The sequence below is a fragment of the Emergencia sp. genome (assembly GCF_048465375.1).
Classification (GTDB): Bacteria; Bacillota; Clostridia; order Peptostreptococcales; family Anaerovoracaceae; genus Senimuribacter.
In genome coordinates this window covers 86469-109077 of the sequence record NZ_DBFWLQ010000022.1, presented here as the reverse complement: position 1 = coordinate 109077, position 22609 = coordinate 86469, and the positions used below count along the sequence as shown (strand labels likewise).

The following is a 22609-nucleotide window of genomic DNA, read 5'->3' as shown; positions in this document are numbered from 1 at the left end:
GCAGCCGTAGCCAAAGCGGATATCACCGCATTGGGCATCCCGGCGCAGGATACGGTCTATACTCTGCCAGCTGCGACGACGTCTACCCTTGGCGGCGTGAAAGTTGGCAGCGGCCTGGTTAGCGAAGCAGGTGTCGTTTCAGTAGGAGACATCGACGGCGGGACCTTTTAAGGAGGGAAGATGATGGCTAGAAAATTACAAATTAAGCGAGGTCTGAAAAAGGATATGCCGACTCTGGCCGAAGGTGAACTAGGTTTTGCCATCGATGAAAAGTCAGTCTACATAGGAACGGGGACAGAAAATATCCCTGTTGGCCAAGGCGGCGTCATCGTCAGCGCAACGAACCCTCCGTACAACAATGTGCTGTGGATTGATACAGCTAGCGGCGGCGTTGCAAAATATCACGATGGAACCACCTGGGTCAACGTTGCAGCGACTTGGGGGTGATAGCGTGTTGACGGCAGATCAATTTAAAGAATTTAAGGAAAAGGTAAACACGGAGGTAAAAAAGCGCTGTCTGAACGACATGGACCAATCTAATTCCATAGATTTCGGTTCGCTTCGGCCGATTACGGCTGATATGAATTTTACCAATCCGGTGCAGAAAGGCGCTTTGATCAAAAAGGAACACGGTGATAAGACGATTAACTTTCTATATGAGATTAAGGATATCGACAGTGTTGACTATGTAGTAGCCAATGGGCTGCTGCCAACGCACGAGAAGTATTTGGACTTGGAGACATTTCTCAATACATTATCAAATGAATCCATGCAGGGTGATAGCAGTTCCTGCAGAGGAGCGTGTACCGGTTTATGTTTTGGAAGCTGCATCGGAGGATGCAACGGATGTAGTGACGCATGTACGGGGGATTGCAGCGGCTGTACGGCGACATGCGGTACAGGCTGTGCCAATAGCTCGATGTATGCGTAAAAGAAAGGAGGAGTTTTATGGCGATTTGTAATCCATGTACCAGCCTATGCAGCAGCGCATGTAGTGCTACGTGCTCATCCGGCTGCAGTAGCTGTAAAGGTTGTAGTGGTACTTGTACTGCGTGTACGGGATGCAGCGGGTGCGGAATAGGCTGCAGCAATACGTGTATTGGCACATGCAGTAGCTGTACTGGCTGCACTAGTTGCAGCAGTTGTAGTGGATGCTCTGGCACATGCAGCAGTTGCACTGGTACATGCACGGGCACTTGTAGTGGCTGCAGCAGTTGCAGTGGATGTACTGGGAGTTGTACAGGCTGTCAGGCCTGCAGTTCATGTGCAAACATATGTACTGGAGGATGCACTGGCTCATGCAATGCAGGATGCAGCAACGGCTGTGCGGCATCTTGTTTGTCATCGTGTGAGAGTACATGTTTTAAGACTTGCACAGGGCAGTCGACGGTATCAGTTATTATTAATCAAAGAGAGGTATAGATATGAAAATCAAATTAAAGGACGGAACGGAATTTAAAGTAACAAGCGTAAAGAAAACATTGGATCATTCCGCTTATTTTAACAGCAAACTTAATCAGACTTCCATAATCATGAACGTAAGTGAAAATGGAGGTATCACAATGGATCAGCTAAAGGAGATTTTGACACCAGAAAATGTATCAGAAGTCACATTTGTTCGTGAGATTGGGAACATATCGGACAATTTTGTCCGTTTTGCAAGAATTTCTCAGAATATTGATGATTTTGGTGACCAGATTGTCATCGTTCTCTCAAAGGATGAATACAAAGCGATTCCAGAAGGGTATGGTGCAGAGGAGTGAAGCAGTACACCATTGAATTAAGCCACGATGTAATAACTTATATCGAACGGCTCAACTATGAATACGAAACGTTAAGGGATAACGTTTCGTATATGGTTCAGCACTTCAGCTATGACGAAGAATTCATGCAGAGCAGTCTTTTCAGGAAGTACCAACAAAATCAGATTCAGGCTAAAACAAATCTGAACCGAGGAATGCAGGAAATATATGAGAAGTTCGTTCCAGAAAAATATAAGCAGCACCGTATAGAGTGGAACATAGATTTTAGGCGAAAGATTTTAATCATCAATCAGTTATGCGATTGCGAGGTGTAACCAATGAAAAGAGGCAGAATTGAAGAATTTAATGATTTTTTAGGCAGGTTATATCCCGAATGTGCGAAAAAGGGAACTCCAGGACAGGGCGGAGGCACTGCCAAGACAGTAACCTTTGTCGTCACCAACCGCTGCTCTCTGGCCTGTACCTATTGCTATCAGCAGCATAAGAACAATGCCGTCATGTCTTTTGACACGGCAAAGGCATTTATCGATATGCTGCTTGCTGGCAGCAAGGGTATGGACGGTTATATCGACAAAGAGGAGAGTCCCGGAATCATACTGGAGTTCATCGGCGGCGAGCCGCTGCTTGAAATCGAACTGATAGACAAAATCGTGGATTATTTCCGTGAACAGGCATTGTTGATGGGACATACATGGGCTGATCATTTTATGATCAGCATCTGCTCCAACGGCGTTGCCTACAAAGAACCAAAGGTACAGGAATTTCTGCAGAAAAATGCAGGACGACTCTCCTTCTCGGTTACACTAGACGGTAACAAGGAACTTCACGACTCGTGCAGGGTGTTCCCTGATGGTTCGCCCTCCTATGATATCGCCTATGCAGCCTGTAAAGACTGGATGGACAGAGGTAACTATATGGGAAGCAAGATTACTCTGTGTCCAGAAAACGTAATGCATACTTTTACAGCGTCAAAACACATGATGGACATGGGATATCAGGACATCAACATCAACTGTGTCTACGAAGAGGGATGGAACATAGAACATGCGAAGATTCTCTACAAGGAACTGAAGCGAATTGCAGATTATCTGTTATCTGATGATAATGAAGTGAATCCCGACGATATTTATTTTGCCCTTTTGAATGAGGACAACTATGGACCGATGGAAGAGAATGATATACAAAACTACTGCGGCGGCAACGGTATGATGCTGGCATGCGGTACTGACGGCAGACTGTATCCGTGTCTTCGCTATTTGGAGACGTCCGTGGGAGACGATGTAGAACCTATGGTAATCGGTACTGTGGAGGAAGGTATCGGTATTGATAAAAAGCATAAATCCTGCATCGATTGTTTGCAGTGTGTCGATAGAAAATCGCAGTCCACTGACGAGTGTTTTTACTGTCCGATTGCCAAAGGCTGTGGCTGGTGCACGGCTTTGAACTATCAGGAAACAGGTACGCCCAATAAAAGGCTTACCCATATCTGTGTGACCCATAAAGCAGCATCTCTTGCCAACGTGTACTTCTGGAACAAATACTACCAGAAACAGGGTGAGGATAAACGATTCCAAATGCACTGTCCAAAAGAATGGGCGTTGCCAATCATCGGTGAAAAAGAATATGCAATGCTGGAACGATTGTCCAGAGCATAATCGTATTTACAAAAAGGGGGTCTGCAATGCTAGAATCAATCAGTGAAAATATCATCGGTATTATGTGCACCCTCGTCATGACCAGTGCGGTAGGTGCCACCACGCACTTGTTCAAGCAGTTCCGAGGGCTATCACAGGCGGTCATGGCAATCAACCATGACCGCCTTTATCAGGCCTGCACCTTTTTCATTTTGACCGGCGAGATCACCATAGATGAACTCAAGAATCTTGAGTATCTTTACGAAGGGTATCACGCCTTGGGTGGAAACGGAACTGGCACCGAGCTATACGAGAAGTGCAAAGATTTACCGATTGTAGAAAAGAGAACGAAGTGGTACGAGAGCTATCAGCGCTCGTGTTAATGAACGGAAAGGGGTTATATATATGAGAAACAGAATTAAAAATCCATACTTTTGGATTGGCATCATCGGCGTCGTTTTGACGGCAATGGGAGTCAATGCAGAGACTTTTACCACCTGGCAGGCAGTAGCAGACGCACTGACTGAGCTGATCAAGAACCCTTACCTGCTGGGTTCCGTGGCAATCGCGGTGCTTGGGGTCTTTGTGGACCCTTCCAGCAGCGGACTGAAAGATGTGAAAAATAGGGAGGACGGTGACGGCTCATGCTAAAGGTCACCGAGATGCTGACGAAGTACAACCACGACAAAACGTCCGGCCGTAAGATCAAATATATCGTGATTCACTGGGTCGGCGCAGCGTCTACAGCTGTCAACAACGGCACCTATTTTCAGGGCGGGGACAGAGGTGCCTCCGCCCATTACTTTGTCAACGACACCCACATCGTCAAATCAGTGAGAGAAAGAGATATCGCCTGGGCGGTGGGCAGCCACGGTCTTCTCGACCAGGGCAGCCCCTATGCAAAATATGGCGGCATCCTCTTTGGCAAGTGCACCAATCAAAACAGCATCAGCATTGAAATGTGCTGCAAGAAAAACGCCAAAGGAAAGCTGTATATCACAGAAAAGACCATTAAAAACACGGCTGATTTAGTACAGGCGATTCAGAAGCGACTGGGCATTGACGATAATCATGTCATCAGACACTTTGACGTCAACGGCAAACTTTGTCCATATCCGTACATCGAAGCATCAAAGTGGAAGGTGCTCCACGCAAAGCTGACGGGGCAGCATCAGAAGATCAAGGCAAAAGGAAACTTGATTGTGAGGAAGTCTTCTCTGCTGACATCAAAGCGCATCGGACTTCTTACAAAGGGGAAATCCTATGAGATTGTCAAGACCAATAAGAAGAAGAGCCGCGGACAGCTGGCTGACGGGGGCTGGATTACGATTACAGAGAAGTATGCGGAGAAATTATAGAAATCATAAACAAATATGGCGAGTCGGTGGTTGAAACCACAGGCTCGCCAGTTTTTGTGTTGACATTAATTCTATTTCTGATTCTTTTTCAGCCACTCCATTGCTACGTTTGCATGGATTGCGCTGCCGTAAGCCAGGGCGCTTTCGTCGATGTACATGTTCGGATTGTGCATCGGTGCGGCTCCTTCTTTGCCTACGCCAAGAAGGACGAACATGCCGGGAACTTTTTCGGTGACGTAGCCGAAGTCTTCCGTCGTCGGCTGGCAAGGAGCTTCGGCAAGTTTATCCGATCCGACGATTTCTGCTACGAATGGGGCAAGTTCCCCACAGAGGGCTTCATCAGTAAAAGTGGATGGAGTATGGAAATCTATCATTTCATAATCGCCTCTCCACATTTTAATCGTATGGTCGATCATTTCGGGCACTCTCTTTACCAGGTGATTTCGAACGTCCCGATTAAAGGTTCTGAACGAAACAGCCAGATCTGCGGTATCAGGAATGACGTTGGCCGCCGTACCGCCGCCGCACTTGCCGACGGTGAGAGGCGCTGTTTCTCTTGGGTCCACCTCACGGCAGATCAGCAGATTCAAGGCAGTATAGAGCTGGCTGGAGATCATCAGAGGATCGATGCAGTCCTGCGGCATGGAGCTGTGTCCGCCTTTGCCCTTGATTTTGATTATATAGGTGTCCATTGCCGATGAGGTGATACCAGCGGTATAGCGAACCGTGCCGACTTCCAGCTGCGTATTGATATGAATTGCAAAGGCGGCGTCCACCTTTGGGTTTTCCAGAAGACCTTTTTCCACCATAAATCTGGAACCACAGCCGCATTCTTCTCCTGTCTGGAACATCAGCTTTACGGTGCCCTTGAGTTCCCCTTCCCTTTCTTTGAGCAATTTGGCGGCTCCCAGCAGCATCGCAGTATGAGCGTCATGACCGCAGGTGTGGGCAATCCCCGGATGCTCCGATGCAAAATCTACCAAACCTTCGGCCTCGGGCATCGGCAGAGCGTCCATATCGGCACGAAGCAGGATGCAGGGTGCCCCTTTGCCGATGGTAGCCACCAGGCCGGTAGATTCGGCCATATCGGGAAAGCCGGCTTTCACAAAATCAGCACGGAACTTCTCATCGATGGGGCCGCCGCAGGCTTTGGCTTCGATACCCATTTCTTTCAGCCTCTTTGCCACGTAAGCGGCGGTTTCCTTTAGGTCAAAGCCGACCTCCGGCTTTCTGTGCAAGTTATGCCGGTCCTCTTTTATTTGTTCTTCTATTGCTCTTGAAGCGCTAAGTATTTCGTTCATATTCCCCTCCTGGATATGTTAAAAGCCCGGACCTTAGCCCGGGCTGATATGATTTATTTCTGATTTTTCTTCAGCCATTCGATGGCGACGTTTGCGTGAATTGCTGATCCATATGGCAGCATTTCTTCGTCGACAAACATATTTGGATTGTGCATCGGAGCGGACTCTTTGCTGCCGACACCTAACCATGCGAACATACCAGGCACTTTTTCAGTCACGTATCCAAAGTCCTCAGTTCCAGCCATGCACGGCATAACCTTTACCTTGTCTTCTCCCATGACCTCAGAGATAAATGGTTTTAATTCGTCGCAGAGATCGGCATCGGTATATGTAGATGGAGTATGGAATGGCAGCATTTCGTAATCCCCTCTCCACATCTTTACGGTGTGATCTACGATTTCAGGAATTCTCTGCACCAGGTGGTTTGTAACTTCCCTGTTGAACGTTCTGGCAGCGACCTGCATATCAGCAGTATCAGGGATGACATTAGCAGCAGTACCGCCGCCGCATTTTCCGGCTGTCAGTGCTACAGTCTCTCTCGGGTCGATTTCTCTGCAGCTGAGCAGATTCAGTGTGGTGTAGAGCTGATTGATAATCATCAGAGGGTCGATGCAGTCCTGCGGCATAGAACTGTGCCCGCCTTTCCCTTTGATTTTGATCATGAAGGTATCCATGGCGGCAGATGTGATGCCAGGAGTATATCCGACCACGCCTTTTTCTTCGTTGGACATGATGTGAATTGCAAAAGCTGCGTCTACTTTTGGGTTTTCCAAAACACCGTGGTCGACCATGAATTTGGAACCGCAGCCGCACTCTTCGCCGGTCTGGAACATCAGCTTGACTGTACCGCAGAGCTCATCCTCTCTATCTTTGAGGAGCTGTGCAGCGCCCAGAAGCATAGCGGTATGTGTATCGTGGCCGCACATATGAGCCACGCCCGGTTTTTCGGAGGCAAAGTCAACGAGACCTTCCGCTTCCTGCATAGGCAGAGCATCCATATCTGCACGCAACAAAATACAAGGTTCTCCTTTACCGATGGTAGCAACTACACCTGTAGAATTTTCCATGTCAGGAAACCCTGCAAAAGTAAATTTCTTTCTCAGATCTGGATCAATCGGTCCGCCGCAAGGCTGGGACTCGATACCCATCTCGGCTAATCTCTTCTGAACATAAGCGGCAGTTTCCGGCAGATCAAAACCGAATTCTGGTCTTCTGTGAAGATTATGGCGGTCTTCTATAATCTGATCTTTTATAGCTTGTGAAGCTTCCAATATACTTTTCATCTTTCTCCTCCTTAAAACCATTCATATTACATGAATTGGCTCATCAATGTGCTCAATATTGATCGGGGTTAGGAAGCTCATAGATATTTTTCTGCATTATAGCACACTTTTTTTCGGTCTGCAAGACACAAAAAATATTTTCAGAATTTTTCTTTACATTTTGCCGAAGAGCGATTAGAATACCTGTTAACGCAGTTTGATGAAGAGGAGGAGAACATAATGAACACAATTTTCTATAACGGAAAGATTTATACAGAGGACAAAGCGTACCCGCTTTGCAGTGCGCTAGCGGTGAAAAATGGCGTCATTGTGGCACTGGGAGAGGACGAAGAAATACTGAAGATGGCAGAGGCTGAAACGGAAAAAATAGATCTGGCGGGACGTTTGATGCTGCCGGGATTTGTAGATACCCATCTGCACATGTTGTTCTATGCGCAGGAAGCCAGCCTGATCGATCTGACGGACTGCAGAAGTTACGACGATGTGAAGCGGCTTTGTGCAGAAAAGGTTTCCTGGGCAAAAGAAAATGAAAAGTGGGTACAGGGTACGGGATTTAATCAGGACGACTGGGATGTGAAGACCATTCCTACCAGAAAAGATCTGGATCAGATTACGGAAGAAGTACCGCTGACCATTCGCAGAACCTGCCACCATATTACGGTCTGCAATACAAAAGCCATGGAGGCAATGGCACTGATGGACGAAAAAGAAGACTCTACTCAGGTCAATATGGGATTTTATGAAGACGGCAGTCCAAATGGCATCTTGAAAGAAGACAGTCAGAATGCGGTAACGGATGCGCTTCCGCTGCCGAACAAAGAGGAAATCAAAAAGCTGATTCTCTTTGGCTGTAATCAGGCGGCCGCACAGGGGATTACAGAACTGCACTCCGACGATTTTCTCCTGATTCCTGGAGAAGCCGGAGAAAGAGTCATGGAGGCCTATCGGGAACTTTCAGAAGCGGGTCAGCTGCCGATCAGAATTTACCAGCAGTGCATGCTCTGGGGCAAAGAACTGCTGCAGCAATTTATAGACAAGGGCCACAGAACAGGAGAATCCTACGGATTTTATAGAGTCGGACCTTTGAAGATCGTGACCGATGGCTCTCTGGGCGCGCATACGGCTTATATGAGAAAGCCTTATGCTAACGATCCGCAGACAAAGGGAAAGGCCAACTACACAGACGAGCAGTTGTATGAAATGTGTAAACTGGCTCACGACCATGGCATGCAGATTGCCACCCACTGTATCGGGGACGGATCGCTGCAGCAGATTTTGGACGCTTACGAAAAAGTGCAGATGGAAAATCCGCGCACGGATTGCCGCCATGGTGTCGTTCACTGCCAGATCATGGACGAAGAGCAGCAGGATCAGTTCAGAAAACAAAATCTTCTCGCTTACGTCCAGCCGGTCTTTGTCCGCTATGATATGAACATCGTCGATGACTGTGTGGGAAGCGAGTTGGCAAAGACCAGCTATAACTGGCGCCGATTTGAAGATTTGGGCGTACATCAGAGCGGCGGCTCGGACTGCCCGGTTGAAAAGTTCGATATCCTGCCAAACATTGAATACGCTGTAACGCGAACTAACAGAGAACTGCAGAAGTCCTGGTACCCGGAAAATGCGGTGACGTTGGAAGAAGCAGTGAAACTGTTTACCTACGAAGGCGCTTATGCGTCCTTTGCTGAAAATGTCAGGGGAAGTATCACTGTTGGAAAATACGCAGATCTGGTTGTCGTCGATAAAGATATCTTTGAGATTCCGGCCGACGAAATCCATACGGCGGCTGTAGATCTGACTATGGTAGAAGGTAAAATTGCGTACAAGCGTCAATAAAAATTGACAACAAAACACGGTGTAAATAAAAATTTACACCGTGTATTTTTTTTTACAAAATACGTTAATAAAAATTTACAGGCAGTTTTTCAAGTTCTGAGCATATGATGAGAAAGGTGCATTTTTAGACAATTTCGAAAGTTGGCACTACATTTGCATTATATAGGCACGAAAGCTCATAAAAGAAATAATGAAATGTGCTCAACATTCACGGGGTAGGAAAAAATTTAGAGATGATCAAAAAGGTTTATAGATTGCCTGGAAAAATCTAAATTTGTAAAAGGAGAACTGTAGCAGCACGCTGCAGCACTGAAAACATGGGAGAAACATTAAACAAGAAAAAAGGTTTCCAAATGCCACACGTTTATGCCATTCTATTTATTATCATGTTACTTGTAACGCTATTATCTTACATAGTTCCGAATGGCGAATTTGAAAGGACTCTGACTGAATCAGGGCAGACACTCGTTAACACAGACAACTTCCAGTTTATTAAGAACGAAGATCCAATCGGTTTCATGGACTTCTTCTCGTCCATCTACACTGGCTTCGTAGAAGCTGGCACCATCATGGGTTCCCTGCTGATCTGCTCAGGATCACTGGCAATCCTCAACTACAGCGGAGCACTGGAATCTGGTATCCGCAAACTGACAGAAGTGACTAACGGAAAAAACGTTATCGCAATCCTGATTTTCTACATCTACTTCGCAGGAATGAACATCATGGGAGCAGGCGAAGGATGCTATCCTTTCTTCCCAATCGTTACTGGAATCGTTATCTCTCTGGGATATGACCGCATCATGGGTATGATGACCATCTGTTTCGCAGCCACAGCAGGCTTTGCCTGCGGTATGGTAAACCTGTTTACAACAGGTATCTCACAGCAGCTGGTTGGTCTGCCTCTATTCTCTGGTATCGGTTACCGTGCTGTCGTATTTGCCGTCATGTTCATCATCGGTCTGGTTAGTGCACTGCTCTATGGCAGCAAAATCAGAAAGAATCCAGACAAGAGCTATGTTGCAGATGAATATAAGGCGCAGTTAGCTGAACAGGCTGAATCAAAAGATGACGAAAAAGAGCAGGTTCCATTTGATGGAAAGAGAAAACTTGCACTGATCATCTTTGTAGCAGTCGTGCTCTTCACCGCTTATGGATGTCTGAAGTTAGAATTTGGTCTGGGACAGTTCGCAGCACTTTACGTTGTAATGGCAATTATCCTGGCCGTGATCTTCAGAATCAATGTCAATCAGTTCTGCCAGCTGTTCACACAGGGCGCATCTCAGGTACTGGGCGCTGCATTTGCTATCGCACTGGCTCGTTCCGTCATGGTACTGCTCAATCAGGGCAAGATCATGGATACCATCGTATACTACATGGGTAACGGCCTCCAGGGCAAGAGCGCAGTTGTCACATTGCTGCTGATCTTCCTCTTCGTTACTGCATTTAACTTCTTGGTCGTATCCGGTTCCGGCAAGGCTGTCATGATGATGCCGATCATGAGCCCTCTGGGCAAGATGCTCGGAATCAACCAGCAGGTAATGGTACTCACTTACCAGCTTGGTGACGGTCTTACGAACATGTTATGGCCGGGCGGCGGCATGGTATGCTGCGCACTGACTGGCACAAACTACGGCGACTGGCTGAAAGCTTCATGGAAGACATTCTTGACCATGATCGTTTCCGGATTTGTACTCATCGTCATCGCAAACGCCATCGACTACGGACCTTTCTAAAAACAAGTTTAATATATCAAAGAAAAAAAGGCTGTGCGCATCGGTTTATACTGATGTGCACAGCCTCTTTTTTGTTGGTTTTTTAAATCTCATCACTAGGAAAAGCACCAGGCGGCATGGTTTTCAAAATCAGCAAAACGTGTTCTCCCAGAAAACTAATACATCCTTCTGAAACCCTTAGCGCAGAATTGCCGCTTCAGAGACAGTCTTTGGTTTATGAATTCTTAATACTTTTCGCCTACCCCTTTTTACCAATTTAATGACGGATGGTTCATGATAGAGACTGAAGGGAGGGATAAAGATGTCAATATCAGTTCACAGATTTGTTTTCCGTATATTCATAGCCGTCGGGCTGCCGGCAGTGATTCTCGCCGGAGTATTCTTGTCAGCCCTGGTGGTTTTATACCCTATTTCAGTCATCATGGGCTGGATTTAATCTTTATACAATCTTAATGCAGTTGGGAAGTCCTTTAATGCCGTCTTAAAACGCAGCGTGTTAGACTCGTAATATGAAAATTAAGGGAGGAAGAACTTATGAACATACTTATTTCTGTGATAGGCGCAGCGGCTGTCGTTATGCTTATCTACTATTTCGTAATTTTGATGCGAGGTGATAAACAATGAGTGCTACGGTGATACAATACATACTATATGTTCTGATACTGGTGGCTTTGGGCATTCCCCTGGGCACTTACATCGGCAAGGTGATGAATGGGGAGAAGACCCTCCTTTCACCAATTTTGATGCCATGTGAAAATGCGGTATACAAAGTCATGAGAGTCGACAAGCAAGAGGACATGTCCTGGAAGAAATACGCGGTCAGCGTTTTGGTCTTCTCTGGAATCGGAATTCTCTTCGTATTTTTACTACAGATGCTGCAGGCTTTCTTGCCAGGAAATCCCCAGGGTCTTGACAACGTGAAGTGGGATTTGTCTCTCAATACGGCCATCAGCTTTGTGACAAATACCAACTGGCAGGCCTACAGCGGGGAATCCACTCTCAGTTACCTGTCACAGGCTTTGGGACTGACAGTACAGAACTTTGTATCCGCCGCTACGGGTATCGCGGTGCTATTCGCTATGATCCGCGGCTTTACCAAGATCAAGGAAAAAGGTGTCGGCAATTTCTGGGTGGATCTGACCAGAACTGTAATCCACGTACTGATTCCGCTGAATTTGGTCATCGCCCTGGCTCTGGTAGGCGGCGGTCTCATTCAGAACCTGAAACCGGCGGAGGAAGTCAAGCTGGTAGAGCCCATTGCAGTTACCCAAGAGGGCGAAATCATCGAAGGTGCAGATATCGACTTGGAGAAAAACGTCGTTACTGTCGATGATAAGGTAGTGAAAGATGCGGAGATAGTTGAGAAAGGCTTTGTACCGATGGGCCCTGCTGCCAGCCAAGTGGCTATCAAGCAGACTGGCACAAATGGCGGCGGCTATATGGGCGTCAACTCGGCGCATCCCTTGGAAAACCCCAATGCCTTTACAAATCTGCTGGAAATGATATCTTTGCTGCTGATTCCAGTGGCTCTGTGCTTTACTTTTGGGCGGAATGTGAAGAACAAAAAGCAGGGCGTGGCAATCTTTATGGCGATGTTCTTATGTCTGGCGGTCAGCCTGGCAGTGGTAGGCTATAACGAGCAAATTGCAACACCACAGTTAGCACAGGACGGGGCGGTCAACATCAGCATGGTGGATCAGGCCGGCGGCAATATGGAAGGCAAAGAAAGCAGATTTGGTATCGCCACTTCTGCGACCTGGGCAACCTTCACAACAGCTGCATCCAACGGATCGGTCAACTCCATGCATGACAGCTACACGCCGATGGGAGGCATGATACCGATGCTATTAATGATGCTAGGTGAGGTCATCTTCGGAGGTACAGGCTGCGGCCTATACGGCATGCTGGCTTTTGCCATCTTGACGGTGTTCATCGCGGGGCTGATGGTGGGCCGTACGCCGGAATTTCTCGGTAAAAAGATTGAACCATACGAGATGAAGTGGGCTGTGTTGGTCTGCCTGGCAACACCGATTGCCATTCTCATTGGCAGTGGTCTGGCGGCGGCGGTGCCGGAAGTGGCTGCCAGCCTCAATAACGGCGGTGCTCACGGCCTATCGGAAGTGCTCTACGCTTACGCTTCGGCAGGAGGAAACAACGGTTCAGCCTTTGCTGGCTTTAACGCCAATACCGTATTCCTCAACGTAACACTTGGTCTGGTTATGCTGTTTGTAAGATTTTTGCCGATTATCGGAACCCTCGCCATCGCAGGCAGCTTGGGACAGAAGAAACGGATTGCAGTGACAGCAGGCACGCTGTCCACGACCAACGGAATGTTCGTGTTCCTGCTGATCATGATCGTTCTTCTGGTGGGTGCGTTGAGTTTCTTCCCAGCTCTTGCATTGGGGCCAATCGCTGAATTTGTCAGCAATGTATTATACTAGGAGGTATGCATAGATGACTGAGAAAGTAAAAAGCTCCATGGCAGATCAGAAAATTCTGCAGCGAGCTGTTAAAGATTCCTTTATCAAACTGAGTCCGAAGATACAGGCTAAAAATCCTGTCATGCTGCTGGTATACGTTTCAGCGATACTGACGACGATTCTTTGGATTGCAGCTCTGGCGGGTGCGAAGGATGCGCCGGCCGGGTATACTCTGGCTATCGCCATCATCCTGTGGTTCACCTGCCTCTTTGCGAACTTTGCAGAAGCCATTGCAGAAGGTCGGGGAAAGGCACAGGCCGATGCACTTCGTGCATCGCGAAGAGATGTAGATGCCAACAAAATTTCCTCTATCGAGGAAAGAGAGAAAATTACCGTAGTTCCTGCAGCCTCACTGAAAAAGGGAGATCTGGTCATCGTGCAAGCAGGAGAACAGATTCCTGCTGACGGTGATGTGGTTTTCGGTGCGTCTTCTGTGGACGAAAGCGCCATCACGGGAGAGTCCGCTCCTGTGATTCGCGAAAGCGGCGGCGACAGAAGCGCGGTGACAGGCGGCACCAACGTACTGTCCGATTGGATCATCGTCAGTGTGACCAGTGAACCGGGACAGAGTTTTATGGATAAGATGATCGCCATGGTTGAAGGTGCGTCCAGAAAGAAGACGCCTAATGAATTGGCTCTGCAGATTTTCTTAGTCGCTTTGTCTATCATATTTATTCTGGTTACGCTGTCACTGTACACCTACTCCCTTTTCTCAGCAAAGCAGGCGGGAATCGACAATCCGACTTCTGTAACAACCTTGGTGGCTTTGCTGGTCTGCCTGGCGCCGACTACCATTGGCGCCCTGCTCTCAGCCATCGGCATTGCCGGCATGAGCAGGCTGAACCGTGCCAACGTCCTGGCTATGAGCGGCCGTGCCATAGAGGCGGCTGGTGATGTGGACATTTTGATGCTGGATAAGACGGGTACCATTACCCTGGGCAACAGGCAGGCGGACAGCTTTATTCCCGTAGACGGTACGCCGGAAGAAGAACTGGCGGACGCGGCGCAGCTCTCGTCCCTGCCGGATGAAACGCCAGAGGGCAGGAGCATCGTGGTTCTGGCAAAGGAGAGATTCGGTATCAGAGAGAGAAATCTCAGTGACAAGCAGTTCGCCTTTATTCCGTTCACAGCCAAGACCCGGATGAGCGGTGTGGATTATGACGGCAACGAAATCCGCAAGGGTGCGGCTGACGCCATACGCAATTATGTTATCTCGGAGGGTGGTACCTACAGCAGTGAATGTGAGGATGTGGTCACGAGGATTGCGGAACAGGGCGGAACGCCTCTCGTCGTCGCGAAGAATCATAAGATTCTCGGTGTCATCCATCTGAAGGATATCATCAAAAAAGGTGTAAAAGATAAATTTGCAGACCTGCGCAAGATGGGCATCAAGACCATCATGATTACAGGAGATAACCCTTTGACTGCGGCTGCCATCGCAGCAGAAGCCGGGGTCGATGACTTCCTTGCAGAGGCAACGCCAGAGAGCAAACTGAACATGATTCGCGATTATCAGGGCAAAGGCCATCTGGTGGCAATGACCGGCGACGGTACCAACGATGCGCCTGCCTTAGCGCAGGCGGATGTAGCAGTAGCCATGAATACCGGAACCCAGGCGGCAAAGGAGGCCGGCAACATGGTCGACCTGGACTCCTCGCCCACAAAGCTCATTGATATTGTTCGGATCGGCAAACAGCTTTTGATGACGAGAGGCAGTCTGACCACCTTTTCCATCGCCAACGATGTGGCAAAATACTTTGCCATCATTCCGGCCTTGTTCATGGGTCTGTACCCTGGATTGTCGGCGCTGAACATCATGGACTTGGAATCTCCGCTGAGCGCAGTCCTGGCGGCAATCATCTACAATGCCTTGATCATCATCGCCTTGATTCCCCTGGCACTGAAAGGCGTCAAATATCGGGAGGTGTCAGCTGGAAAACTGCTCTCGCGGAACCTTCTCATTTACGGCCTTGGAGGTATCGTCGCTCCGTTTGCCTGTATCAAGGCCATTGACATGCTGCTGGCAGTGTGTGGGTTAATATAAAGAATACGACTAGGAGGAATGGAAAATGCAAACTTTTAAATCAGTGCTGCCGAAGGCGGCAATGATCTTCATCATATTTTCGGTAGTCTGCGGCATCCTGTATACGGGAGTTGTAACTGGTTTGGCGCAGTTGATTTTCCCGGATAAAGCCAACGGAAGCATCATCGAAGTGAAGGGTGTGAAATATGGATCAGAACTGCTGGCGCAGCAGTACAATGATGAAAAACATATGTGGGGGCGCATCATGAACGTGGATGTATCCACCTATACTGACAAAGAGGGCAAGCGGCTGATGTATGCAGCGCCGTCCAACAAAAGTCCCGCCAGTGATGAATATGAGCAGATGATTGCAGACAGAGTGGAGTTGATCCGCGCGGCGAACCCGCAAAGGGAAGGAACTCCGATTCCGGTAGATTTGGTCACCTGCTCCGGCAGCGGTCTGGACCCGGATATCTCGCCTGCTGCAGCAGAGTATCAAGTGCCTAGACTTGCTGCGGAAAACGGCATGACCGAAGAGCAGATCAGAGTCATCATCGATCAATGCTCAAAAGGAAAGTTTCTTTGTGTATTCGGCGAAAAGACCGTCAACGTATTAAAAGTCAATTTGATGCTGGACGGGATTTTGAAATAGATTCTTGAAGAGGGACGTATGGAGTTTGTGTTCTGAGCAAAAGCGACTTAGAAATACAGATTGCACGCGCCTCTCTTCGTGGTATACTGATACTATGAAAAATCGGAGGCAGCGCATATGGAAGAAACACGGGTAAACCCGGACAAAATATTAGAGACCATCAAAAGGGCAGACGAAAAGCAGCAGGCGGGACATCTGAAAATCTTTTTCGGCTATGCTGCAGGGGTAGGAAAGACCTATACTATGTTAAAGGCGGCACAATCTGCAAAGAACAGAGGCGTCGATGTAGTAGCGGGCTATATTGAACCTCACGCCAGGCCGGAAACCATGGAACTGATGCGGGATTTGGAAAAGCTGCCTGTCAAGGAGGTCAGTCACAAGAACATCACCTTGCGGGAATTTGATCTGGACCAGGCCCTGACTAGAAAACCCCAATTGATCCTCGTCGATGAACTGGCGCACACCAACGCTGATGGATGCCGGCATGAAAAGAGATATAAAGATGTAGAAGAACTGCTGAAAGCGGGCATTGACGTCTATACCACGGTTAACGTCCAGCATATCGAGAGCCTTAACGACATGGTTGCCGCCATCACGGGTGTTGCGGTGCAGGAGAGGATCCCCGATTCCGTCTTTGACGAAGCGGATCAGGTGGAACTGGTGGACATCGAGCCGGAAGACTTGATTAATCGGCTCAACGCAGGGAAAATCTATCGAGATGAACAGGCGCAGAGAGCTTTGATCAACTTTTTCAGCATAGAAAATCTGACGTCGCTGCGGGAAATCGCCTTGCGCAGATGTGCAGACAGGATGAATAAACTGTCAGAGCGGGTCAGGAATATCACCAATGCAGAGTATTACAACGACGAACACATCCTGGTCTGCATTTCCTCTTCACCGTCCAACAAAAAGATCATCCGCACTGCGGCAAGGATGGCCAGCGCCTTCAAAGGGACATTGACAGCCCTCTTCGTGGAGACACCGGATTTTGCAGGAATCAATGAGGCGGACAAAAAACGTCTGCAGGAAAACATCCGCCTGGCGACACAGCTGGGGGCAAAGATCGAGACTGTTTATGGCGATGATATCGCTCTGCAGATTGCGGACTTTGCACGGCTGTCAGGCGTCTCAAAAGTCGTCATGGGCAGATATAACGCGAAAAAGAAAGTTTTGTTCGGACGGCAGTCGCTGACGGACAAATTGATCGAGGCGGCACCGAGCCTGGAAATCTATGTGATTCCAGACAAAGACGTTCCTTATTATAAACCGCGGGCAGCGGGTAAAGGGACGGGGAAGTTTATTCTTCCTGACACACTGAAGAGCATCGTCATATTGGCAGCGGCAACTCTGCTGGGATTCGCCTTTTATGATATGGGGTTCAGTGAAGCCAATATCATCATGATCTACATTCTGGGGGTGGTGTTCACCTCCATGGTTACAAGTGGTAAAGGGTACAGCCTGGTCAGTTCCGTAGTCAGCGTACTGATCTTCAACTTTTTCTTTACCAATCCGCGCTACACCTTTAACGCCTATGACAACGGTTATCCGGTGACGTTTCTGGTCATGCTGATGACTGCCTTTCTCACCAGTACCCTGGTGGTCAGGCTCAAGCAGTACGCAAGAGAGGCGGTGCGGACGGCCTACCGAACAAAGATTTTGTTAGAGACTAATCAAATGCTGCAGAGCAACAAGCCGCGGAGAGAAATCGTGGAAATCATCTCTACGCAGCTGACCAAGCTGCTGAAGAGGGACGTGATCTTTTATCTGGCAGCGGAGGAAAAGCTGGGATCGCCTGTCGTCTTCCGAGCGGAGGAGGGGGGCGACAAGAATGATTATCTCAGCGATAATGAAAAAGCGGTCGCTGCGTGGACTTTTAAAAATAACAAACATGCCGGAGCTACTACTGATACGCTGAGCAGCGCCAAATGCCTGTATTTAGCCGTACGCATCAACAGCAAAGTCTACGGCGTTGTGGGGATCGCCATTGACGGAAAGCCTTTGGACACTTTCGAAAACAATATCACGCTGTCCATCCTGGGAGAATGTGCCATGGCATTGGAAAATGAACAAGCCATGAGGGAAAAGGCAGAGGCGGACCTCCTTGCTAAGAACGAGAAACTGCGGGCAAACCTGCTGCGGGCTATCTCCCATGATCTGCGGACGCCGCTGACCTCCATTTCCGGCAACGCCGGGATTCTGATGACAAACAGCGATACTATCTGTGAAGAAAAAAAGCTTACATTATATAGGGCGATTTACGATGACTCTATGTGGCTCATCAATCTGGTAGAAAACCTGCTGTCTGTCACCAGGCTGGAAGACGGTTCCATGCATCTGAATTCCAGCGCCCAGCTGATGGATGAAGTCATCGACGAAGCGCTGCAGCATATCAATCGGAAAAGTGTGGAGCACAAACTGGTCGTCCATCAGCCAGATGATTTTCTCATGGCAAAGATGGATGCAAGGCTGATTATACAGGTGATCATCAATATGGTGGACAACGCCATCAAATACACGCCAAAGGGGTCAGAAATTGTCATTACCACCGCCAGGGACGGGAACCACATCGTGGTCAGCATCGCCGATGACGGAGGCGGCATCCCGAATGAGGCAAAAAAACGAATCTTTGACATGTTTTATACGGTGGGTACGGGAATCGCTGACAGCCACAGAAGTCTGGGGTTGGGGCTTGCCTTGTGCAAGTCCATCATCAACGCTCACGGAGGAGAGATTTCCGTTTTCGATAACAAGCCGAAAGGTGCGGTTTTCCGATTTACGCTTCCGGCAGAGGAGGTAACTTTACATGAATAAACCATTGATTTTGGTCGTTGAAGACGATGCGGCCATCAGAAATTTAATCACGACGACTTTGGAAACCCACGACTACAGGTTCCAGGTGGCTCCTAACGGGGAGTCGGCGATTTTGGAAGCGTCCTCTCACAATCCTGATGTGGTGCTGCTGGATTTGGGACTGCCCGATCTTGACGGTATCGAGATCATCAAGAAGATCAGAGGATGGTCGCTGATGCCCATCATCGTTATCAGTGCCAGGTCTGAAGATACAGATAAGATTGAAGCCCTGGATGCAGGTGCTGACGACTATCTGACGAAACCGTTTTCTGTGGAAGAACTGCTGGCACGGCTGCGCGTCACTTTCCGGCGGCTGAACTACGTTCTTGGCAGCCAGGATACACAGAACTCTATCTTTAAAAATGGGGATTTGAAAATCGACTATGCGGCGGGCTGTGCCTTTATGGGAGAGAATGAACTTCACCTGACGCCCATCGAGTACAAACTGCTTTGTCTGCTGGCGAAAAACGTGGGCAAGGTTCTCACCCATACTTATATTACAAAGGAGATATGGGGAAGTTCTTGGGATAACGACGTGGCGTCTCTGCGGGTCTTCATGGCGACTCTGCGAAAGAAACTGGAAAAAAGTTCGACCTCGCCTCAGTACATTCAGACCCACGTGGGTGTGGGGTACCGGATGCTGAGGGTGTGAAAAAGGTGGTGACGACTATGCCAATGGGAGAAATTGAGGAGCTGAAGAATCAAATGGCGAGGGTGCCCTGAAAATGGCAAAAGAAATGCTTGATTGGGTGAAACCCATTGTTACAGATGATGTATCATGATTGAACATCAAAGCCTCTATGGGTGTAAACTTTTAATACAAAACGGTGATCGAATTGATCACCGTTTTTAATCTTATTTATGCTCTGCGTCGCAGTATGCGCATCTGTAGACTTTCTTGTCTTTGTCAACCAGCTTGAATTTCTGTGTAATTTCCTGTTCGATGGATGTGATGCATCTAGGGTTCTTACACTTGATGACATTGGTCAGGGTTGCTGGCAGTTCGAGGCGTTTTTTCTCAAACAGCTTGCCGTCTTTTACGATGTTGACAGTGATGTTGCTGTCGATGTAACCGAGGACATCCAGATCCAGATCGATGAGCTGGTCGATTTTGATGATGTCTTTTTTGCCGTACTTTGAGCTGTCCGCATTCTGAATGACAGCCACACAGTTGTTCAGCTTTTCCAGCTTCAGCAGTTCGTAAATCTGCATGCTCTTGCCTGCTTTGATGTGGTCTAAAACGATACCGGTGCTAACTCCATCTATATTCATATGTATTCCTCACTTTCAGTAATGGTTCTGGCCCCCGATTTCTGAAAAGAAATCGATGGGCAGACCTTATGCTTTAGCGCCCCGCAAGCGACGCGGCGGCAAGGCGCTAGTCGTATAATAGCTCTATAGTTTACGCTTCTCTTTTGATTCCCAGTAAATACAGAATCAGTGCCATTCTGATGTGCTTTCCGCAGAGTGCCTGGAAGAAGTAGCAGGCTCTCGGGTCATCGTCCACTTCTACAGAAATCTCATTGACTCTTGGTAGAGGATGCATGATGGTCAGGTCTTCCTTTGCCACCTGCAGTTTTTCTAAGTCTAAGATGTAGCTGTCCTTCAGTCTTACGTAATCCTCTTCGTTGAAGAATCTCTCTCTCTGTACACGGGTCATGTAGAGAATGTCCAGGTCTTCCATGGCATCTTCCAGTCTTTCGACCTCTTTCCACTCTGCTCCGGCAGCATCCATCTTCTCTTTGACGTAATCAGGAACCTGCAGTTCATTTGGTGAAATCAGAACGAATTTGACGTTCTCGTATCTGAGCATGGCTTCGATCAAGGAGTGAACCGTTCTGCCGAATTTCAGGTCTCCGCAGAGTCCCACGGTCATGTCAGAAAGTCTGCCTTTTTTTCTCTTGATGGTCAGAAGGTCTGTCAAAGTCTGGGTCGGATGGAAGTGTCCGCCGTCGCCGCCGTTGATGATAGGTACTGTCGTTCTCTGGGAAGCGACAACTGGAGCGCCTTCCTTTGGATGTCTCATGGCGATGATGTCTGCGTAGCAGCCGACAGTTCTGATGGTGTCGCTTACGCTTTCACCTTTGGCTGCGGAACTGGAACTGGCTTCTGAAAATCCGAGGACACTTCCGCCCAGTTCTAACATGGCAGCTTCGAAACTGAGTCTGGTTCTGGTGCTCGGCTCAAAGAAGAGGGTTGCTAGTTTCTTGTGTGCGCAGATGTCCTCATAGGCAGCATGGTTCTCCACGATATCGTCTGCAATTTTGATTAGTTCGTCGATTTCTTCTACTGACAGGTCAGTAATGTTGATTAGATTTCTGATTTCACTCATTTATTTATCTCCCTTCATCCATCCTTCATCTGAAGGATTGTTTCTAAACTTGATAATTCTTTCTTTGTCTTCTGCTTTGATGTAGCCGGTTTCCGCTGCAACTTCTACTAAAGCATCCAGGTCGCAGAGGCTGACATTTTTTACGTTAGCTGCGGCAAAGCGATCCAGGCCTTTCTGCATGCCATATGTAAAGATACTGGCAATTCCTAAAACCTCAGCGCCGGCTGCCCGCAGGACTTCCACGGTGTCGATAGCCGATCCGCCAGTAGAAATCAGATCCTCGATGACGACGACCTTCTGACCTGGCAGCAGTTTGCCTTCAATCTGATTGGTGCGGCCGTGATCTTTAGCGGAGCCTCTCACATAACCCATAGGGATGCCCATTAAGTGTCCGACAATGGCTGCGTGGGCAATGCCCGCCGTGCTGGTTCCCATGACCACTTCGCATTCTGGATAATGTTCTTGGATGGTCTTTACCAGGCTGTTTTCCACCAGGGTTCTCACCTCCGGGGCTGTCAGGGTCAATCTGTTGTCGCAGTAAATTGGGCTTTTGATGCCGCTGGCCCAGGTAAAAGGCTCTTCTGGTCTTAAGAAGACTGCCTCGATGGACAGAAGACCTTTTGCAATTTCACTTTTCATTTTCGCTACCTCGCTTTTCTCTATCCTACAAATTCGTTTAAACATCTTTCGTATGCCGCAACAGGGTCGTCAGCTTTGGTAATCGGTCTGCCAACCACGATGTAGTCGGAACCGATCTTTTTTGCGCCTTCCGGCGTAGTGATTCTCACCTGGTCGTCTTTTGCTGCATCGGCAAAACGAACGCCGGGCGTTACGGTTAAAAACTCTTCTCCGCAGGTTTCGTGGATTTTGCCTGCTTCCAGAGGGGAGCAGACGACGCCGTCCAAACCCGCTTCTTTCGCATTTTGTGCGTATTTGATGACCACTTTATCCAGGTCTTCATTGATCAAAAGCTCCTGCTGCATTCTTTCCTGACTTGTGGAAGTCAATTGCGTTACGGCAATTAGAAGGGGCCTGCTGCCGTCATCTCTGGTCAGACCGCGGATGGCGGCTTCCATCATCTCTTTGGTACCAGCAGCGTGAAGATTGCACATATCCACATTCAGCTTAGAGAGGGCAGACATGGCTTTCTCTACGGTGTTGGGGATGTCGTGGAGCTTCAGATCAAGGAAGATCTGATGACCTCTCTCTTTGATTTCTCTTACAATTGACGGTCCTTCGCTGTAAAACAGCTCCATGCCGATTTTTACATAAGGCTTTTTACCAGTAAACTTGTCTAAAAATTGCAGTGTTGCTTCCTTGGAAGGGAAGTCGCAGGCTATGATTACGTCTTTACCCATAATTCA

Annotated in this window: 24 protein-coding genes; 18 read left to right on the top strand and 6 right to left on the bottom strand. The window is 48.2% G+C overall.

What is annotated here, in order from left to right:
• Nucleotides 1-30 precede the first annotated feature (30 nt).
• From ACMQ5W_RS14955 to ACMQ5W_RS14910, 10 genes are all read left to right on the top strand, one after another.
• On the top strand, nt 31-171 hold the full coding sequence (locus ACMQ5W_RS14955) for a head fiber protein (RefSeq protein ID WP_419025867.1): 141 nt from the start codon (nt 31-33) through the stop codon (nt 169-171).
• A gap of 9 nt (nt 172-180) precedes the next feature.
• Entirely contained in the window at nt 181-447 is a 267-nt protein-coding gene (locus tag ACMQ5W_RS14950) for a hypothetical protein (protein ID WP_419025862.1), read from the top strand.
• Between the two features lie 4 nt (nt 448-451).
• Complete coding sequence (locus tag ACMQ5W_RS14945; protein WP_419025861.1) at nt 452-931, top strand: hypothetical protein; 480 nt, start codon at nt 452-454, stop codon at nt 929-931.
• Between the two features lie 168 nt (nt 932-1099).
• Complete coding sequence (locus ACMQ5W_RS14940) at nt 1100-1459, top strand: hypothetical protein (RefSeq protein WP_419025860.1); 360 nt, start codon at nt 1100-1102, stop codon at nt 1457-1459.
• The gene (locus ACMQ5W_RS14935; RefSeq protein WP_419025859.1) at nt 1425-1763 is read left to right on the top strand and encodes a hypothetical protein; all 339 of its coding nucleotides are present in this window, start codon (nt 1425-1427) and stop codon (nt 1761-1763) included. Before ACMQ5W_RS14940 ends, ACMQ5W_RS14935 begins: the two co-directional genes overlap by 35 nt.
• Nucleotides 1760-2077: a hypothetical protein gene (locus tag ACMQ5W_RS14930; RefSeq protein ID WP_419025858.1), complete on the top strand. Its 318-nt coding sequence runs from the start codon at nt 1760-1762 to the stop codon at nt 2075-2077. The genes ACMQ5W_RS14935 and ACMQ5W_RS14930 overlap by 4 nt, the downstream gene beginning before the upstream one ends.
• 3 nt (nt 2078-2080) lie before the next feature.
• Complete coding sequence (locus ACMQ5W_RS14925; RefSeq protein WP_419025857.1) at nt 2081-3418, top strand: radical SAM peptide maturase, CXXX-repeat target family; 1338 nt, start codon at nt 2081-2083, stop codon at nt 3416-3418.
• A 26-nt stretch (nt 3419-3444) separates the two neighbouring features.
• On the top strand, nt 3445-3780 hold the full coding sequence (locus ACMQ5W_RS14920; protein ID WP_419025856.1) for a hypothetical protein: 336 nt from the start codon (nt 3445-3447) through the stop codon (nt 3778-3780).
• A gap of 22 nt (nt 3781-3802) precedes the next feature.
• Nucleotides 3803-4048, top strand: coding sequence for a phage holin (locus ACMQ5W_RS14915; protein ID WP_148490772.1), 246 nt, complete (start codon nt 3803-3805; stop codon nt 4046-4048).
• Complete coding sequence (locus tag ACMQ5W_RS14910; RefSeq protein WP_419025855.1) at nt 4042-4755, top strand: N-acetylmuramoyl-L-alanine amidase family protein; 714 nt, start codon at nt 4042-4044, stop codon at nt 4753-4755. Before ACMQ5W_RS14915 ends, ACMQ5W_RS14910 begins: the two co-directional genes overlap by 7 nt.
• Nucleotides 4756-4826: 71 nt before the next feature.
• On the opposite strand, the gene ACMQ5W_RS14905 is transcribed toward ACMQ5W_RS14910, so the two are convergent.
• Together ACMQ5W_RS14905 and ACMQ5W_RS14900 are read right to left on the bottom strand one after the other, a co-directional pair.
• Complete coding sequence (locus ACMQ5W_RS14905) at nt 4827-6056, bottom strand: M20 metallopeptidase family protein (RefSeq protein WP_419025854.1); 1230 nt, start codon at nt 6054-6056, stop codon at nt 4827-4829.
• 53 nt (nt 6057-6109) lie between these two features.
• Nucleotides 6110-7339 carry a M20 metallopeptidase family protein gene (locus tag ACMQ5W_RS14900; RefSeq protein ID WP_419025853.1) on the bottom strand — a complete coding sequence of 410 codons (1230 nt, stop codon included), beginning with the start codon at nt 7337-7339 and terminating at the stop codon, nt 6110-6112.
• Nucleotides 7340-7558: 219 nt separating this feature from the next.
• On the opposite strand from ACMQ5W_RS14900, the gene ACMQ5W_RS14895 reads away from it, so the two are divergent.
• The 8 genes from ACMQ5W_RS14895 (at nt 7559) to ACMQ5W_RS14860 (ending at nt 19565) form a co-directional block, all read left to right on the top strand.
• On the top strand, nt 7559-9175 hold the full coding sequence (locus ACMQ5W_RS14895; protein WP_419025852.1) for an amidohydrolase: 1617 nt from the start codon (nt 7559-7561) through the stop codon (nt 9173-9175).
• Nucleotides 9176-9528: 353 nt separating this feature from the next.
• Nucleotides 9529-10908 (top strand): YfcC family protein, encoded by a 1380-nt coding sequence (locus ACMQ5W_RS14890; RefSeq protein ID WP_419025851.1) that lies wholly within the window; start codon nt 9529-9531, stop codon nt 10906-10908.
• 301 nt (nt 10909-11209) lie between these two features.
• Nucleotides 11210-11344, top strand: coding sequence for a hypothetical protein (locus tag ACMQ5W_RS14885; RefSeq protein ID WP_419025850.1), 135 nt, complete (start codon nt 11210-11212; stop codon nt 11342-11344).
• A gap of 184 nt (nt 11345-11528) precedes the next feature.
• A complete protein-coding gene (gene kdpA / locus ACMQ5W_RS14880; protein WP_419025849.1) occupies nt 11529-13349 on the top strand; it encodes a potassium-transporting ATPase subunit KdpA in 1821 nt (606 codons plus the stop codon).
• Between the two features lie 13 nt (nt 13350-13362).
• Nucleotides 13363-15432, top strand: a complete 2070-nt coding sequence (gene kdpB / locus ACMQ5W_RS14875) for a potassium-transporting ATPase subunit KdpB (RefSeq protein ID WP_419025848.1) — start codon at nt 13363-13365, stop codon at nt 15430-15432.
• Nucleotides 15433-15457: 25 nt separating this feature from the next.
• The gene (locus ACMQ5W_RS14870; RefSeq protein ID WP_419025847.1) at nt 15458-16063 is read left to right on the top strand and encodes a potassium-transporting ATPase subunit C; all 606 of its coding nucleotides are present in this window, start codon (nt 15458-15460) and stop codon (nt 16061-16063) included.
• Between the two features lie 117 nt (nt 16064-16180).
• A complete protein-coding gene (locus tag ACMQ5W_RS14865; protein WP_419025846.1) occupies nt 16181-18874 on the top strand; it encodes a DUF4118 domain-containing protein in 2694 nt (897 codons plus the stop codon).
• The gene (locus tag ACMQ5W_RS14860; RefSeq protein WP_419025845.1) at nt 18867-19565 is read left to right on the top strand and encodes a response regulator; all 699 of its coding nucleotides are present in this window, start codon (nt 18867-18869) and stop codon (nt 19563-19565) included. The genes ACMQ5W_RS14865 and ACMQ5W_RS14860 overlap by 8 nt, the downstream gene beginning before the upstream one ends.
• A gap of 203 nt (nt 19566-19768) precedes the next feature.
• On the opposite strand, the gene ACMQ5W_RS14855 is transcribed toward ACMQ5W_RS14860, so the two are convergent.
• The 4 genes from ACMQ5W_RS14855 to pyrF form a co-directional block, all read right to left on the bottom strand.
• Nucleotides 19769-20185 (bottom strand): aspartate carbamoyltransferase regulatory subunit, encoded by a 417-nt coding sequence (locus ACMQ5W_RS14855; RefSeq protein ID WP_419025844.1) that lies wholly within the window; start codon nt 20183-20185, stop codon nt 19769-19771.
• Nucleotides 20186-20315: 130 nt separating this feature from the next.
• The gene (gene pyrB / locus ACMQ5W_RS14850; protein ID WP_148490791.1) at nt 20316-21245 is read right to left on the bottom strand and encodes an aspartate carbamoyltransferase; all 930 of its coding nucleotides are present in this window, start codon (nt 21243-21245) and stop codon (nt 20316-20318) included.
• Nucleotides 21246-21884 (bottom strand): orotate phosphoribosyltransferase, encoded by a 639-nt coding sequence (gene pyrE / locus ACMQ5W_RS14845; protein WP_148490793.1) that lies wholly within the window; start codon nt 21882-21884, stop codon nt 21246-21248.
• Between the two features lie 20 nt (nt 21885-21904).
• Nucleotides 21905-22603, bottom strand: a complete 699-nt coding sequence (gene pyrF, locus ACMQ5W_RS14840) for an orotidine-5'-phosphate decarboxylase (protein WP_419025843.1) — start codon at nt 22601-22603, stop codon at nt 21905-21907.
• Nucleotides 22604-22609 lie beyond the last annotated feature (6 nt).